The sequence below is a fragment of the Saccharothrix sp. NRRL B-16314 genome, assembly GCF_000716595.1.
GTDB lineage: Bacteria > Actinomycetota > Actinomycetes > Mycobacteriales > Pseudonocardiaceae > Actinosynnema.
Map to the genome: position 1 here is coordinate 1 of NZ_JNXC01000040.1, position 14,008 is coordinate 14,008.

Annotated in this window: 12 protein-coding genes and 1 pseudogene; 10 read left to right on the top strand and 3 right to left on the bottom strand. The window is 69.1% G+C overall.

What is annotated here, in order from left to right:
• The coding region (locus tag OQ02_RS35205; protein ID WP_033443011.1) for a sensor domain-containing protein at nt 1-649 on the bottom strand (649 nt) is incomplete at its 3' end.
• Nucleotides 650-865: 216 nt separating this feature from the next.
• Here OQ02_RS35205 and OQ02_RS35210 point away from each other — a divergent pair.
• Together OQ02_RS35210 and OQ02_RS35215 are read left to right on the top strand one after the other, a co-directional pair.
• Entirely contained in the window at nt 866-2,065 is a 1,200-nt protein-coding gene (locus OQ02_RS35210) for a serine hydrolase domain-containing protein (protein WP_197043638.1), read from the top strand.
• 218 nt (nt 2,066-2,283) lie between these two features.
• Nucleotides 2,284-3,543, top strand: a complete 1,260-nt coding sequence (locus OQ02_RS35215) for a serine hydrolase domain-containing protein (protein ID WP_156077506.1) — start codon at nt 2,284-2,286, stop codon at nt 3,541-3,543.
• An 8-nt stretch (nt 3,544-3,551) separates the two neighbouring features.
• On the opposite strand, the gene OQ02_RS46295 is transcribed toward OQ02_RS35215, so the two are convergent.
• Nucleotides 3,552-4,013 carry a hypothetical protein gene (locus tag OQ02_RS46295; RefSeq protein WP_231500361.1) on the bottom strand — a complete coding sequence of 154 codons (462 nt, stop codon included), beginning with the start codon at nt 4,011-4,013 and terminating at the stop codon, nt 3,552-3,554.
• A 190-nt stretch (nt 4,014-4,203) separates the two neighbouring features.
• Between OQ02_RS46295 and OQ02_RS35220 the strand changes: the two genes are divergently transcribed.
• Genes OQ02_RS35220 through OQ02_RS35230 form a run of 3 tightly spaced genes read left to right on the top strand, consistent with a single transcriptional unit; the run spans nt 4,204 to nt 6,618 of the window.
• The gene (locus OQ02_RS35220) at nt 4,204-5,331 is read left to right on the top strand and encodes an ABC transporter permease (protein ID WP_033443014.1); all 1,128 of its coding nucleotides are present in this window, start codon (nt 4,204-4,206) and stop codon (nt 5,329-5,331) included.
• Complete coding sequence (locus OQ02_RS35225; RefSeq protein WP_033443015.1) at nt 5,328-6,008, top strand: ABC transporter ATP-binding protein; 681 nt, start codon at nt 5,328-5,330, stop codon at nt 6,006-6,008. Before OQ02_RS35220 ends, OQ02_RS35225 begins: the two co-directional genes overlap by 4 nt.
• 28 nt (nt 6,009-6,036) lie before the next feature.
• A complete protein-coding gene (locus OQ02_RS35230; protein ID WP_033443016.1) occupies nt 6,037-6,618 on the top strand; it encodes a TetR/AcrR family transcriptional regulator in 582 nt (193 codons plus the stop codon).
• 155 nt (nt 6,619-6,773) lie between these two features.
• Here the strand turns inward: OQ02_RS35230 and OQ02_RS35235 are convergent, their stop codons facing one another.
• Nucleotides 6,774-7,805 carry a LacI family DNA-binding transcriptional regulator gene (locus OQ02_RS35235; RefSeq protein WP_033443017.1) on the bottom strand — a complete coding sequence of 344 codons (1,032 nt, stop codon included), beginning with the start codon at nt 7,803-7,805 and terminating at the stop codon, nt 6,774-6,776.
• Nucleotides 7,806-8,189: 384 nt separating this feature from the next.
• Between OQ02_RS35235 and OQ02_RS40415 the strand changes: the two are divergent.
• From OQ02_RS40415 to OQ02_RS35260, 5 genes and pseudogenes are all read left to right on the top strand, one after another.
• Nucleotides 8,190-9,082 (top strand): annotated as a pseudogene (locus OQ02_RS40415) (substrate-binding domain-containing protein).
• A gap of 3 nt (nt 9,083-9,085) precedes the next feature.
• A complete protein-coding gene (locus OQ02_RS35245) occupies nt 9,086-10,123 on the top strand; it encodes an ABC transporter permease (protein WP_081916164.1) in 1,038 nt (345 codons plus the stop codon).
• Nucleotides 10,120-10,893: an ATP-binding cassette domain-containing protein gene (locus OQ02_RS35250; protein WP_033443018.1), complete on the top strand. Its 774-nt coding sequence runs from the start codon at nt 10,120-10,122 to the stop codon at nt 10,891-10,893. Before OQ02_RS35245 ends, OQ02_RS35250 begins: the two co-directional genes overlap by 4 nt.
• 142 nt (nt 10,894-11,035) lie before the next feature.
• A complete protein-coding gene (locus tag OQ02_RS35255; protein ID WP_033443019.1) occupies nt 11,036-11,980 on the top strand; it encodes a carbohydrate kinase family protein in 945 nt (314 codons plus the stop codon).
• 41 nt (nt 11,981-12,021) lie between these two features.
• On the top strand, nt 12,022-13,887 hold the full coding sequence (locus OQ02_RS35260; RefSeq protein ID WP_051773185.1) for a GH32 C-terminal domain-containing protein: 1,866 nt from the start codon (nt 12,022-12,024) through the stop codon (nt 13,885-13,887).
• Nucleotides 13,888-14,008: the final 121 nt, after the last annotated feature.

The following is a 14,008-nucleotide window of genomic DNA, read 5'->3' on the forward strand; positions in this document are numbered from 1 at the left end:
CGGCGGCGTGCGCATCGAGAGCGGCGGCACGGGTGACGGTCAGCTCGGTGATCCGCAGCGAGAGGTCGGTGCCCGGGGGAGGCGCCAGCAGGTGGCGGCTCGGCCACTCCTGTACCCGGACGAGCGCTGGCCCGAGCGCGACGAGGAAGGCGGCGCAGAGCACGCCGGACAGCGCCACGACCAACGCGCCGGTGAGGTCCGTGACCTTCGAGAAGATGTTCCAGAAGAGGAAAGTGGGAGTGTTGTCCGAGGGCGGCAGCACGGAGTACCAGAACGGGTAGGTCGTGTTCTGCAGCATCGTGGCCGGCATCGCGATCCCGACGAACCCGATGGCCGAACCGGCTGTGGCGTGCAGCGGCAGCCAGGCCAGCTCACGTCGCACGGCCACGTTGCGCAGCGCGGCGCGCGCCTGCTGCGGCACCGCGTCGGGGGCGAGAACATCGAGTCGGGCCCGTTCCCGGTTCGCGACCGACCGCAGCGTGCGCAGGGCGGAAGGCACCAGGAGAACACCGGCACCGACGCAGCTGAGCAGTCCGACCACGCCGATCCAGACGAGGACGGCCAGGGCGAGCAACGCCGTGCCGAAGCCGCCGAGAAGACGCGCAGTGGCATCGAGCGTCGACCGCAGTCGCTCCCGCACCCGTGCCATGCCACCTCCCCGCTGGACCTTATCCGATCAACACAACCGGACTCGGATGCAGGTCGACCTGCCGTTGTGGCGCTCCACCGGGGCGTGAGCAGCTCGGTCACCGGGGTGGCACCGCTACTTCTGTTGTCCAGCAGGCTGGATTGTCGACCCGGATGAAGGTGAACAGACTGAGGTCGATCGATGTGCGCAGGATCGACATCCGCGCGGAATCTAGGAGTGTCTGCATTGTTCACATCCTCTTCCCGGCGAGATCGGCCTTTTTCGCCGCGATATCGCCGTATGACCACCGTGGCGGCAGCCGCGGTCGCGGCGGGCAGTCTCGCGTTCGTCGGCCCGGCCCCGATCACCCAGGCCGAACCTCGCCGCGATGCGATCCAGCAGGGCTTGGACAAGCTCGTCGGTACCGACCGGCACCCGGGAGCGCTGGCCGCTGTCCGGGACCAGCACGGCCGGACCCGCCACTACACGGCCGGGGTCAGTGATCTGCGGGCCGGTAGCAAGGTACCGGCGAACGGCAGGGTGCGGATCGGCAGCGCCAGCAAGATGTTCGCCTCGGTGGTCGTACTGCAGTTGGTCGGGGAGGGCAAGGTAGAGCTCGACGCATCGATCGAGAAGTACTTGCCGGGCCTGGTGCGGGCCAAGGGCGTGGACGCGAGCAAGATCACGGTCCGCCGGCTGCTCCAGCACGACAGCGGCCTGCCCGACTACACCGATTCGTTGTTCCCTGCCATGGGCGACTTGCTCCCGTACCAGCACGTCTACCTCGAACCGCGTGAACTGCTCGACCTGGCGAACGCCCGGGAGGACGGCAGGCCCGCCGGTAGCGGCTGGTCCTACAGCAACACGAACTACGTCTTGGCCGGCCTGATCGCCCAGCAGGTCACCGGTCGCCCGTTCAACGAACTGGTGACCACCAGGGTCATCGAGCGGATCGGCCTGCGCGACACGTACGCGCCCGAGGTCGGCGAGCAGGACATCCGCGGCCGGCACCCCAAGGGGTACCAGCGCAATCCGGTGACCGACGAGCTGCTCGACTTCACCCGCATGGACCCGAGCTGGGGCTGGGCGGCCGGCCAGCTGGTCTCCACGCCCGGCGATCTCAACACCTTCCTGGGTGCGCTGCTGGGCGGGAAGCTTCTCGAACCGGCCCAGCTGGCCCAGCTGCGCGCCACCATCCCGACAGACCCGGAGTCGGGCCAGGGCTACGGGCTCGGCATCTTCAGCATCCCGCTGAGCTGCGGAAAGGTCGCGTGGGGCCACGGCGGCGTCATCCCGGGCTACTCGAACGAAAACGGGGTCACCGATGACGGCCGCGCGGCAACCATCGTGGTCACTGCGACGCAAGGATCGGTGAAGGACAAGTCCGTCGCCGCGGACCGGAGCGCGCTCTTCGACGCCGCACTCTGCGCGAACTGACCCCCGGCAGAACACAGGCAGCTTCCGCCCTTGGGAAGCCACGCAACGGCAAGGGCTCGGGCGGGTGCTCAACGCATCCACACCCGAGCCCTTGCCGCACGTGCGTTTCCGGCGGGATCCGACCGGCCGGGGTCGATGGAGGTAGTGCTGGCTGTACCAGAGTTGTGCAGCCCAGGGGATCGTCGGGAGCCGAGGCCGCGGCAACACTAGGGGTGTCAGTGCGAACCGTCCAATTTGGAGAGTGTCCCTTGTTGAAAGGTCTGAGTCGCCCGGCCGGAACCAGCCCGGGCCCAGCGCGTCGGCGTCGTGGTGTGGCCGTGGCGGCAATCGCGGCGGTGGCAGTTGCCGGTATCGCGGTGACCTCGGCGGCCTCGGTGGATGCGGGCAAGGAGAAGTCGACGCCGGCTCACGACAAGTCGCTGCAGGCGGGCCTGGAGGAGTTGGTCAAGGACGGAACCCTGCCCGGGGCGCTGATGTCGGTGCGGGACCGCGACGGGCGGGTGGTGAATTACACCGCTGGGGTGGGGGACATTCGGACGAAGTCCAAGGTTCCGGCGGACGGCTACGTGCGAATCGCCAGCAGCACCAAGATGTTCACCGCGGTCGCGGTCCTGCAGTTGGCCGGCGAGGGCAAGCTCTCGTTGGACGACACGGTGGAGAAGTTCCTGCCGGGTGTGGTGCGGGGTACCGGTGACGGTGCGGCGATCGACGGCCGGAACATCACGATCAGGCAACTGCTGAACCACACCAGCGGGATGACCCGGGCGATGCCCCTCATGCCCGGGGGAATTCTGCCGATCAAGGACCGGTACTTCGACGCCAGGGAGGTGCTCGACGCGGCGTTGACGCAGGCACCGACGTTCGCTCCGGGACAGGACCGGGTGTTCGAGTACAGCAACGGCGGCTACGTGCTGCTGGGCCTGGTGGCGCAGAAGGTGGCGGGACGGCCGCTCGCCGAGGTGATCACGGATCAGATCATCAACCGGATCGGGCTGAAGGAGACGTACTACCCGGGACCGGGCGACCGCGAGATCCGTGCGCCACACCCGCAGGGTTACCTGCCGCCCATGGATGACGAGGGCAACGAGATCCCCGGTGAACTGGTCGACATCACCCGGCTCGACCCGTCGATCGCCGGCGCCGCGGGGCAGATGATCGCCACCCCGAGTGATGTGAACAAGTTCCTGGTCGCCCTGCAGACGGGCCGGCTGCTCAAGCCCCGCCAGATGGCGGAGATGCGTCAGACGGTCGAGGCGACCGGCATTCTCCCGGGGTGGCGCTACGGTCTGGGTGTCACCGAGATTCCGCTCAGTTGCGGAGGCGTGGTGTACGGCCACGGCGGCGACATCGACGGTTTCCAGAGCCGCTCCGCGATCACCTCCGATGGCAGGGCGGTCACCTTGGTCGTGACGAACGACGCAGCTCGCATCATGGAAGTTCTCGCCTTCTTCGACAAGGCCCTGTGCGTCACGAAGTAGAAGCCGCCTTACCTGAACACCCTCACCGGCCGGTGCGATGGAGGAACCACCGCACCGGCCGGTGAGCTTCGTCGGAACGACCCGACGATCTGACGACGCTCGTTCAGACCGGAACGACGCGCGTCGGCTCGACTCCTGTTCAGCTGCGACCGCAAACCGGTATGCGACGCGCATGCCTGTGCATCAGACCCGGGTGCGGAGGAACGGTCGCCCGGAGGGTCGATGTCGCTGTGGGGCGCGGGTGGTACCCGGCGGCGCTTGAGCACGCGGCGCACGGTTGAGGCGGCTACGCGGTGGCCGAGCTTGAGCAGCTCGCGCTCCAGCCGCGGGTGGGGGTTGGTGCGGCGTAGTACGGCGACTTCGTGCCGCAACACCAGCAGCTCCACGTCTTCGGCCGCCGATGACCGGCCAAGCAGGACCAACCAGGCGACGACCCGGACGAAGACCAGGTGCAGCAGTCCTCGGGCCACGCCCCGCGATCATGCTCGGCTACAGCCGATGGTGCGCGATCGCCACAGGTCGGCGCCTTGACGCAGAGTTCTGGCACCCCCGGGTTCACGTCCGATGTGCCAGGTGTCACGAGCCCTCGACGTCAGATGCCGACATCGTGTCGGTAAAGTTGCCGACATGATGTCGACAACCCAACTGGGCCGGTAGCCGATGTTCCTGACGATCCGCGAGCTGGTCTTCGCCCGGAGCCGCTTCGCTCTGATGGGCACCGTGGTCGCGTTGATCGCGATCCTCATGGTGCTGCTGTCCGGGTTGTCTGTCGGCTTGGTCGACGACGGCGTCTCCGGGCTGAAGAAGCTTCCTGTCACGTCGTTGGCCTTCGAGCGCGGCGTGGCGGGCGACGCCGCGTTCTCGCGCAGTGTGGTGGACCTCGGCACCGTCGACGAGTGGGCAGAGCGCGACGGCGTCACCGACGCCGCGCCGTACGGAAACACGCTGGTCAACGCCAAGACCAACGGTGACGTCGACATCGACCTGGCGTTGTTCGGTGTCCAGCCCGGTTCGTTCATCGACCCGGAACCGGCGCGGGGCACGCGTTTGGGCTCCGATCCGAACGAGATCGTGGTGAGCGCCACGGCATTGGACGCGGGCGTCCGGCTCGGCGATGTCGTCACGGTCGACAGGGTCGGCACCGAGTTGACCGTCGTCGGCGTGCTGGACGGTCAGCACACCTACGGCCACGTCGACATCGGCTACATCCCGCTGCGCACGTGGCAGGAGATCCGGACCGGGACCGCGCCGGGCGCTCAAGCACCGGCACACGCCTACGAAGAAATCACCGCGGTCGCGGTGCGATCCGCTTCAGGGACCGACCTCGCCGCAGGTGACCGCGAGGTGGGAACGATGTCGATGACGTTGGAGGAGTCCTTCGGCGCGTCTCCCGGCTACACCGCCGAGACGTCGACCCTCCAGATGATCCAGGTGTTTCTCTACGCGATCTCGGCCCTGGTGGTCGGGGCCTTCTTCACCGTGCTGACCATCCAGCGCAAACCGGAGATCGCGGTGCTGCGCGCGATGGGCGCGAGCACGCGGTACGTGTTGCGGGACAGCCTGGCTCAGTCGCTGGTGCTGTTGACGATCTCGACCGTCCTCGGGGTCGGCATCGGGGTGGCGGCGGGTGCCGCGATCTCGTCCACGCCGATGCCGTTCTCACTCGACCCGGGGTCGATCGCCGTCGCGGGGCTGCTGCTGGTGGTGCTCGGCATGGCCGGCGCGGCCATCGCGGTGCTGCGCATCGTCAAGGTCGACCCCCTTACCGCGCTGGGAGGCAACCGATGAGCGCCGGGCTGTTGTTGGACGAGGTCACCCTCCGCCACGGCGACGGGGAGGACATCACCACCGCGCTCGACGAGGTGACCCTGCGCGTCGAAGAAGGCGAGATCGTCGCGGTGGTGGGGCCGTCGGGGGCGGGCAAGTCGAGCCTGCTCGCCGTGGCGGGCGGGCTCACCGTGCCCGATGCGGGTCGAGTGCTCGTCGGTGACGTCGACCTGTCGGGCACCGAGCGGGACCGGGCGCGGATCCGTCGGGAGCGGATCGGCTACGTGTTCCAGAGCAACAACCTGATCCCCTCGCTGACCGCCGTCGACCAGGTGCGATTGCCGCTGACGTTCGGTCGACACGACGCGAGCCGCGACCCCCTCGAACTGCTCGCCGAGGTGGGCATGGAGCACAAGGCCGGCCGTCGGCCTCACGAGCTCTCCGGTGGTGAACGTCAACGGGTCGGCATCGCCCGTGCGCTGGTCACCCGACCGCGCCTGCTGCTCGTCGACGAGCCCACCGCGGCGCTGGACCGCCGGCGCAGCCACGAGGTGGTCGAACTGCTGGCCAAGGAGACCCACCACCTTCGGATGGCTACAGTCGTGGTCACACACGACCACGACGTGCTGCGCCACTGCGACCGGGTCTACGAGATGGCCGACGGCAGGCTGAAACCGACCCGGCCCGCCCTGGTGTAGCGGAGGCGACACCCGCCAGGAGGAGAGCATGCCCCGCATCCAGGCGCCCACCGTGGCCGAGCACCGCGCACGGCAACGGCGGGCGATCCTGGTCGCGGCGCACGAGTTGCTCGCCGAGACGGGTCAAGCCCCGTCGCTTGCCGCTGCGGGCGCACGCGCCGGCCTCGCTCGGTCCAGCGTCTACCAGTACTTCTCCTCGCGAGACGCACTGCTGCAGGCCGTGGTCGAGGACACCTTCCCGGCCTGGGCCGCCCAGGTGCGCGCCCACGTCACCGCGGCACCCACCCCGGCCGATCAGGTGTGGGCGTACGTGGAAGCCAACGTCGCGCTGTTCTCCGGGCCTGAGCAAGCGGTCGCCAAGGCGTTGCGGACCGCCATGGACCCATCGGTGCTGCACGAGCACAGCGCGCGGCTGCACGCCCAACTCCGGGAGCCGCTCACCCGCGCCCTGCGCCTGCTCGGCGAGCCGGATCCCGACCAGATGGCCGAGTTGGTGAACACGACGGTCCTGCGCGCGTCACAGGACATCGAGCGCAATGGTCAAGCGGCCGTGTTGGCCCTGCTCGACCGGCTACTCCGCCCCTACCTGGACGTGCACCGGACCGGGTGACCCTGTGGGGTGTCAGAAGGCGACCACGCGGCCTGACCCGCGCTTGATCCCGATGCGCTTCACCACGACCTGCCAAATCGTTTGGGCACTTGGTTCGGTGAAGGGTTCTTGAGGACCATGCCGCTGTAGACGGCCTGTTACGCGTCCGTGTCCGATCAGGGCGCGGGCGGGATCTCGCCCGAGCCGCGCTGGACGAGGGTGGCCGGGATGACGGCGTGCGTGGGTGGGGACTGGTCGCCGTCGATGCGGGTGAAGATGAGTTCGGCGGCTTTGCGGCCGAGGGCGGGGACGTCCTGGCGGAGCACGGTGACGGCGGGTTCGAGCATGTCGGCGAGGGGGAAGTCGTCGAAGCCGATGAGTGCGATCCGGTGGTGCAGGCCGCGGGCGCGGAGGGTGCGCATCGCGCCGACGGTGACGAGGTTCTGCGCGGTGAACAGCGCGGTCGGCGGTTCGGCCAGGTCGAGCAGGGCCGCGGTGGCGGTCTCGGCGGCGTCGGGGCCGTGCAGGTCGGTGCGGACGAGTTCTTCGTGCAGGGTGAGGCCGGTGTGGGCGAGTCCTTCCAGGTAGCCGGTGTAGCGCTCCTGGCTGGTCCAGAGCGTTTGGCGGTCCCCGAGGAAGGCGATGCGCCGGTGGCCGCGTCCGGCCAGGTGCAGGACGGCTTCGCGGGAGCTGTCGCGGTTGGTGGTGGTGACGCTGTCGGTGCCGTCGAAGGTCGGTGGGCGGTCGACCAGGACCATGGGTGTGCCGCGTTCGCGTTCCTGCTGGAGCGCGTCCTGGTGGCCGCCGGCGGCCATGGCCACGATGCCGTCGACCCGGCGGGTGGCCAGGGAGGTGAGCAGCTCGCGCTGCAGCGCAGGGTCGTCCTCGTTGCTGCCCGCCAGCACGAGCACGTCGTTCTGCCGGGCGCGGTCCTCGACCGCGCGCAGCAGGGCGGCGTCGAAGGGGTTGGACAGGTCCTCGAAGAGCACGCCGATGGTGGCGCTGCGCTTGTCGGAGCGGCGCAGGCTGCTGGCGGTGAGGTTGGGGCGGTAGCCGAGGGTGCGGGCGGCGGCGCGGACGCGTTCGACGACGTCGGGACCGGCGCCGGGCAGGTCGTTGATGACCCGTGAGACCGTCTTCGTGCTGACCTGGGCGAGTGCGGCGACGTCCTTCATGGTCGGCTCGCGCCGTGCACCCCGTACGTCCATGGTCCTTTGCTCCATCCTGGGTAACGCTTGCGTAACGGCGACTTGTCGTGACTTGGACCACGAAGCTAGCGTCAACGTTGACTTAACGAAAGCCCCACTTCTTCGAACTGTCCTCATGGGACCGGAAGTGCGGCGTTTTCCATTGCTGCATGCGTAACAGGCGGCCACGACGGAACCTCAGCGGGTCCGGCGGCCGGTTACGTCAACGTTGACGTTGGAGGAGACATGACCGGACGGTCGCGAACGGGCGCCAGGCTCACGGCACTGGTGTCGGCGTCGTTGCTGGCGTTGGCCACCGGGTGCGGGGACGGCGGCGGTGCGGCCGGTGGCGGCACGCTCGTCGGGTTGGTGACCAAGACCGACACGAACCCGTTCTTCGTGAAGATGAAGGAGGGCGCGCAGAAGGCGGCCGGGTCGACCGGTGCGACGGTGCAGTCGTTCGCGGGCAAGCAGGACGGCGACAACCAGTCGCAGGTCGACGCGATCGAGAACCTCATCGGTGCGGGCGCGAAGGGCATCCTGCTCACGCCCAACGACTCCAAGGCGATCGTGCCCTCGGTGGACAAGGCGCGCCAGGCCGGGCTGCTGGTCATCGCGCTGGACACCCAGCTGGAACCGGCCGACGCCGCCGACGCGACCTTCGCCACCGACAACTACCAGGCCGGCTGCTCATCGGGCAGTGGGCCAAGGCGAAGTTCGAGGCGGAGGGCAAGCAGGCGAAGATCGCGCTGCTGGACCTCAACCCCAACCAGGTCTCCGTGGACGTGCAGCGTGACCAGGGCTTCCTGGAGGGCTTCGGCGTCGACGTGAAGGACAAGAAGCGGATCGGAGACGAGAGCGACCCGCGGATCGTGGGCCACGACGTCACCGACGGCGCGCCCGAGGGCGGCCGGACCGCGATGGAGAACCTGCTCCAGAAGGACCCCGGCGTCAACCTCGTCTACACGATCAACGAGCCCGCGGCGGCCGGCGCGTACGAGGCGTTGAAGGCGGCGGGCAAGGAGAAGGACGTCACGATCGTCTCGGTCGACGGCGGCTGCCCCGGCGTGGAGAACGTCAAGTCGGGCATCATCGGCGCGACCTCGCAGCAGTACCCGCTGAAGATGGCGCAGCTCGGCGTCGAGGCGATCGCGAAGTTCGCCGCCGACGGCACCAAGCCGCAGAACACGGCGGGCAAGGACTTCGTCGACACCGGCGTCACCCTGATCACCGACCAGCCCGCGACCGGCGTGGAGTCGAAGGACACCGCGTGGGGCCTGCAGAACTGCTGGGGCTGAGCCATGTCGACGACCCTGTCCAAGGACCACTCGCCCGGCGGCAATCCACTCGGCGAGCACACCACGCGCTCGCCGCTCGCCCGCCTCCAGCACCTGCTGCACTCGCAGGCCACCATCGGCCCCGCCGTGGTGCTGCTGGTCGCCGTCGTCGTGTTCGCCGTGCTGTCACCGCGATTCCTCACGCCGGGCAACATCTCCCTGATCCTGCAACAGGTCGCGGTCATCGGCACGCTCGCCGTCGGCCAGACGATCGTCATCCTCACCGCGGGCATCGACCTGTCCTGCGGCGCGATCATGGTGCTGACGTCGATCGTGATGGCCAAGGTCGCCGCGGACACCGGCCTGCCGGGCCTGCCCGCGCTGCTGCTCGGCTTCCTGGTCGGCACGCTGTGCGGTCTGCTCAACGGCCTGCTGGTCACGCGGCTCAAGCTGCCGCCGTTCATCGTCACCCTCGGCACGCTCAACGTGTTCTTCGCGCTGAACCTCTGGTACTCGCAGAGCGCCACCATCCGCGGCACCGACATGCCCTCGCTGCTGCTGTGGACCGGTCAGACGATCAACCTCGGCGGCACCCGCGTCACCTACGGCTCGATCATGATGGTGGTGCTGGTCGCGGCGATGGCGTTCGCGCTGAAGAACACCGCGTGGGGACGTCACGTCTACGCCACCGGTGACGACCTGGAAGCCTCACGCCTGTCCGGCATCCGCACCGGCCGGGTCCTGCTGAGCGTCTACGCGACGGCAGGTCTGGTGTACGCGCTCAGCGCGTGGGTCCTCATCGGCCGCATCGCGTCGGCCAGCCCGCAGGCCGGGCAGCTGGACAACCTGGACTCGATCACCGCGGTGGTGATCGGCGGGACCAGCCTGTTCGGCGGTCGCGGGGCCATCGTCGGCTCGCTGCTGGGCGCGCTGATCGTCGGCGTGTTCCGCAACGGCCTGGCGCTGGCCGGGGTGGACGTGCTGTGGCAGACGATGGCCGTGGGCGTGCTCATCATCGTCGCGGTGTCGCTGGACCAGTGGATCAGGAAGGTGAAGCCATGACCACACCGGTGTTGCAGGCCCGCGGCCTGGTCAAGCGCTACGGCCGGGTCACCGCCCTGGACGGCTCCGACCTGGAACTGCTGCCCGGCGAGATCCTGGCCGTCATCGGCGACAACGGCGCGGGCAAGTCCAGCCTGATCAAGGCGCTGTCCGGTGCTGTGGTGCCGGACGAGGGCGAGATCCTGCTCGACGGCACACCGGTGTCGTTCACCTCGCCCATCGACGCCCGGGACGCCGGCATCGAGACCGTGCACCAGTCGCTGGCCGTGTCGCCGTCGCTGGACATCGCGAGCAACCTGTTCCTCGGCCGCGAACGCCGCCGCAAGGGCGTGCTCGGCACGGTGTTCCGGATGCTCGACCGCAACGGCATGCGCGAGGAAGCACGCCGCCAACTCGACGCCCTGGGCATCATGACCATCCAGAACCCCGGCCAGGCCGTCGAAACGCTGTCCGGCGGCCAGCGGCAAGCCGTCGCGGTCGCCCGTGCCGCCGCGTTCGGCAGCCGGGTCGTCATCATGGACGAGCCGACGGCGGCGCTGGGCGTGCGCGAGTCCCGCGCCGTGCTCGACCTCGTCCTCCAGGTCCGGGACAGGGGTCTGCCGGTCATCCTGATCAGTCACAACATGCCGCACGTGTTCGAGGTCGCCGACCGCATCCACATCCAGCGCCTCGGCCGCCGCAAGGCCGTGGTCGACCCGAAGACGATCTCGATGGCCGACGCCGTCGCGATCATGACCGGCGCCATGGAGCCGCCCGACCAAGCCGCCTGACGCGGCCGTTCCCGCGCGACGCCCGCACCGGGCGTCGCGCGGGACGAGCACGCCTTCCCGAGGCGTCACGGACGTCGCCTCGTCAGCCTGCCGACCGTCACCGCCCTGCTCGGGGCGGTGCCGAAGCTGAAGGAAACCCGACATGATCATCGTTGGCGGCGAGGCCCTCGTCGACCTCGTGCCCGACCGCGTCGGCGGCTACCGGCCCATCCCGGGTGGGAGCCCGGCCAACACCGCGGTCGGCCTCGGCCGGCTCGGCGCGCAGACCGCGCTGCTGGCCCGCTTGGCCGATGACCGCCTGGGCGCTCTGCTGCGCGCCCACCTGGAGACTTCCAACGTCGACCTCCGCCACGTCGTCCGGTCGACCGCGCCGACCACGCTCGCCGTGGTGGACGTCGACCTGGACGGGGTGGCCGACTACTCGTTCTACATCGACGGCTGCGCCGACGGCGGCTGGCGGGTCGCCGACCTGCCGACCGACCTCCCACCGGATGCGGCACTGCACGTGAGCGGCTCCTTCGCCCTCGCGGTCGAGCCGATGGCCGCCGTGTTCGAGACGCTGCTGTCCCGTGAGCACCCGCACCGCGTCGTCACCCTGGACCCCAACATCCGCCCGGTGCTCATCGACGACCCCTCCACCGCGCGCGCCCGGTTGCGGCGTTGGCTCGGCATGACCGACATCGTCAAGGTCAGCGCCGAGGACCTGCGGTGGATCGCCCCGGACCGCACGCTCGCAGACGTCGTGTCCGAGTGGCACGAGCAGGGCCCAGCCCTCGTCGTCGTCACCCGTGGGGCGGCAGGCGTGCACGCCTCCGGTCCCACCGGCCGCATCGACCTCCCCGGGCTACCGGTCGACGTCACCGACACCGTCGGCGCGGGCGACGCGTTCATGGCGGGCCTCCTGGCCGCTCTCGACCGCAACGACCTGCTCACCCGGACCAACCTGAGCACCGTGACCCACACCGAACTCGTCGACGTCCTGTCCTACGCCCAGCGCGTCGCGGCCATCACGTGCACCCGCGCCGGCGCCGACTCCCCGTGGTTCGACGAACTGCTCCCCGACGAAGCCCGCTCCACGAACGCCTGACCCGACGAACTCCCTTCCCACAGACGTGAAGTGAGGCCAGTATGCGCAGATTTGCCGTCCTGTCGGCGACAGCGGTCCTGATCGCGATCACGGCGATCGCCGCGCCCCCGGCACAGGCCGCGCCCTACCCGGAGTACCCCTACGACGCCACCGACTACAACGAGCCGTTACGCGGCCAGTTCCACTTCAGCTCGCAGGGCGGCTGGATGAACGACGTGAACGCGCCGCTGTACTACAACGGCGTCTACCACCTGTTCTACCAGCACAACCCGCACAGCTTGCAGTGGGACACCATGCACTGGGGCCATGCGACCAGCACCGACCTGGTGCACTGGAGGCAGCAGCCGATCGCCCTGGAGCCGGGTCTGCACAACGCCACGCTGTTCTCCGGTGGTGGCTGGGTCGACCACAACAACGTCACCGGCCTCAAAACCGGCGCCGACGCCCCGATTTTGTTGTTCACCAACACCAACGGCGTGTCCATCGCCTACAGCACCGACGGCGCGCGGACGTTCCGGATGTACAACGGTGGCACCAAGGTGATCTCCACCCCGTACGAGTCGCGTGACCCGAAGGTGTTCTGGGACGCCGCGCGCAACCGCTGGGGCATGGTGCTCTGGGGCAACGAAGGCGGCAACACCGCGAAGTTCCACAGCTCCACGAACCTGCTCGACTGGACCTACCGCGGCGAGTTCCGCGCCGACTGGCTGTTCGAGTGCCCCGACCTCTACCAACTCCCCGTCGACGGCAACACCGCGAACCCGAAGTGGGTCCTGCAGGACGCGAGCGGCGAGTACGTCATCGGCACGCTGAACAGCGCCGGCGTGTTCGTGCCGGACGCCGGCTGGTCCCGACCGCAACGCCTGGACGTTGGTCGCACCGAGTTCGGCGGGACCGCCTACGCCGGCCTCACCTTCACCAACATGCCCACCAACCGGGTGGTCCAAGTGTTCTGGCAGCCCGGCAACAAGGGTTCGACCTGGACCGGTAACGCGTCGTTCCCCGCGCAGCTCGGGCTCAGGACGTTCCCCGAGGGCATCCGGGTGACCCGCAACCCGGTCAGCGAGATCTCCACCGTCCGCCAGGCAGCGCAGACCTGGAGCAACCTCACGGTCTCTCCCGACCTCGCGACTAACCCTTTCAACGGCATCACCGCCGACACCTACGAGATCGAAGCGACCTACGACCTGACCGGGGCCACCGCCACCGACTTCGGCTTCGAGCTGCACCGCCGCGCCGACGGCACACGTGACGCCGCCATCGGCTACGACCGCGTCCGGCAGACCCTCGCCGACGCACCCATGCCGCCGATCGACAACCGGGTGAAGCTTCGCGTCCTCGTCGACCGCGGGCAGCTGGAGACCTTCGGCAACGACGGCCGGATCTCCGTCACCGACAACGTCGACTTCAACTCCTCCAGCGGTAGTCTCGGCATCCGCGCCTACGCCAACAACGGCACGGTCCGCGTCGAGTCACTGACCTTCCGACGCTTGAGCAAAGCGTGGACGAACGCACCCAGCGGACCGGACCAGGGCATCGGCATGATCAAGTGGAACGGCGCAAACAAGTGCGTCGACCGCGACGCCGCCGCCACCGTGAACATCTGGGACTGCTGGAACGGTGCCAACCAGCGCTGGACCTTCACCGCCGCCGGGAAGATCAAGATCGGCAACGAGTGCCTCGACCAGCCCGGTGAGGCCATCGGCAACGGCGCGCAGCTCAAGACCCACCCGTGCTGGGGCGGCGACAACCAGCGCTGGATCCGCATCGGCACCAACCAGTACCAGAACGCGTGGTCCAAGCGCTGCCTGGACCTCGCCGCCGGCGACCCCACCAATGGCCGCAGGCTGCAGGTCTGGGACTGCGTCGGCGGCCCGAACCAGACGTGGAGCATGCCGACCAACTGATCACGGATGCACAGCGTGACGGAGGGTGGACGGCCGGACCATTCGCCCCCCGTCACGACTCCGCACCTCGGCGTCCCGCTCGGCATGGACCGCACCGTTCACAGGTCCGAGGTCGGGCCGG

What these genes read in the sequence shown, in the direction of transcription:
- OQ02_RS35220 (WP_033443014.1), top strand. Translation starts at nt 4,204, where the DNA reads ATGTTCCTGACGATCCGCGAGCTGGTCTTCGCCCGGAGCCGCTTCGCT.
- OQ02_RS35225 (WP_033443015.1), top strand. Translation starts at nt 5,328, where the DNA reads ATGAGCGCCGGGCTGTTGTTGGACGAGGTCACCCTCCGCCACGGCGAC.
- OQ02_RS35230 (WP_033443016.1), top strand. Translation starts at nt 6,037, where the DNA reads ATGCCCCGCATCCAGGCGCCCACCGTGGCCGAGCACCGCGCACGGCAA.
- OQ02_RS35235 (WP_033443017.1), bottom strand. Translation starts at nt 7,805, where the DNA reads ATGGACGTACGGGGTGCACGGCGCGAGCCGACCATGAAGGACGTCGCC.
- OQ02_RS35245 (WP_081916164.1), top strand. Translation starts at nt 9,086, where the DNA reads ATGTCGACGACCCTGTCCAAGGACCACTCGCCCGGCGGCAATCCACTC.
- OQ02_RS35250 (WP_033443018.1), top strand. Translation starts at nt 10,120, where the DNA reads ATGACCACACCGGTGTTGCAGGCCCGCGGCCTGGTCAAGCGCTACGGC.
- OQ02_RS35255 (WP_033443019.1), top strand. Translation starts at nt 11,036, where the DNA reads ATGATCATCGTTGGCGGCGAGGCCCTCGTCGACCTCGTGCCCGACCGC.
- OQ02_RS35260 (WP_051773185.1), top strand. Translation starts at nt 12,022, where the DNA reads ATGCGCAGATTTGCCGTCCTGTCGGCGACAGCGGTCCTGATCGCGATC.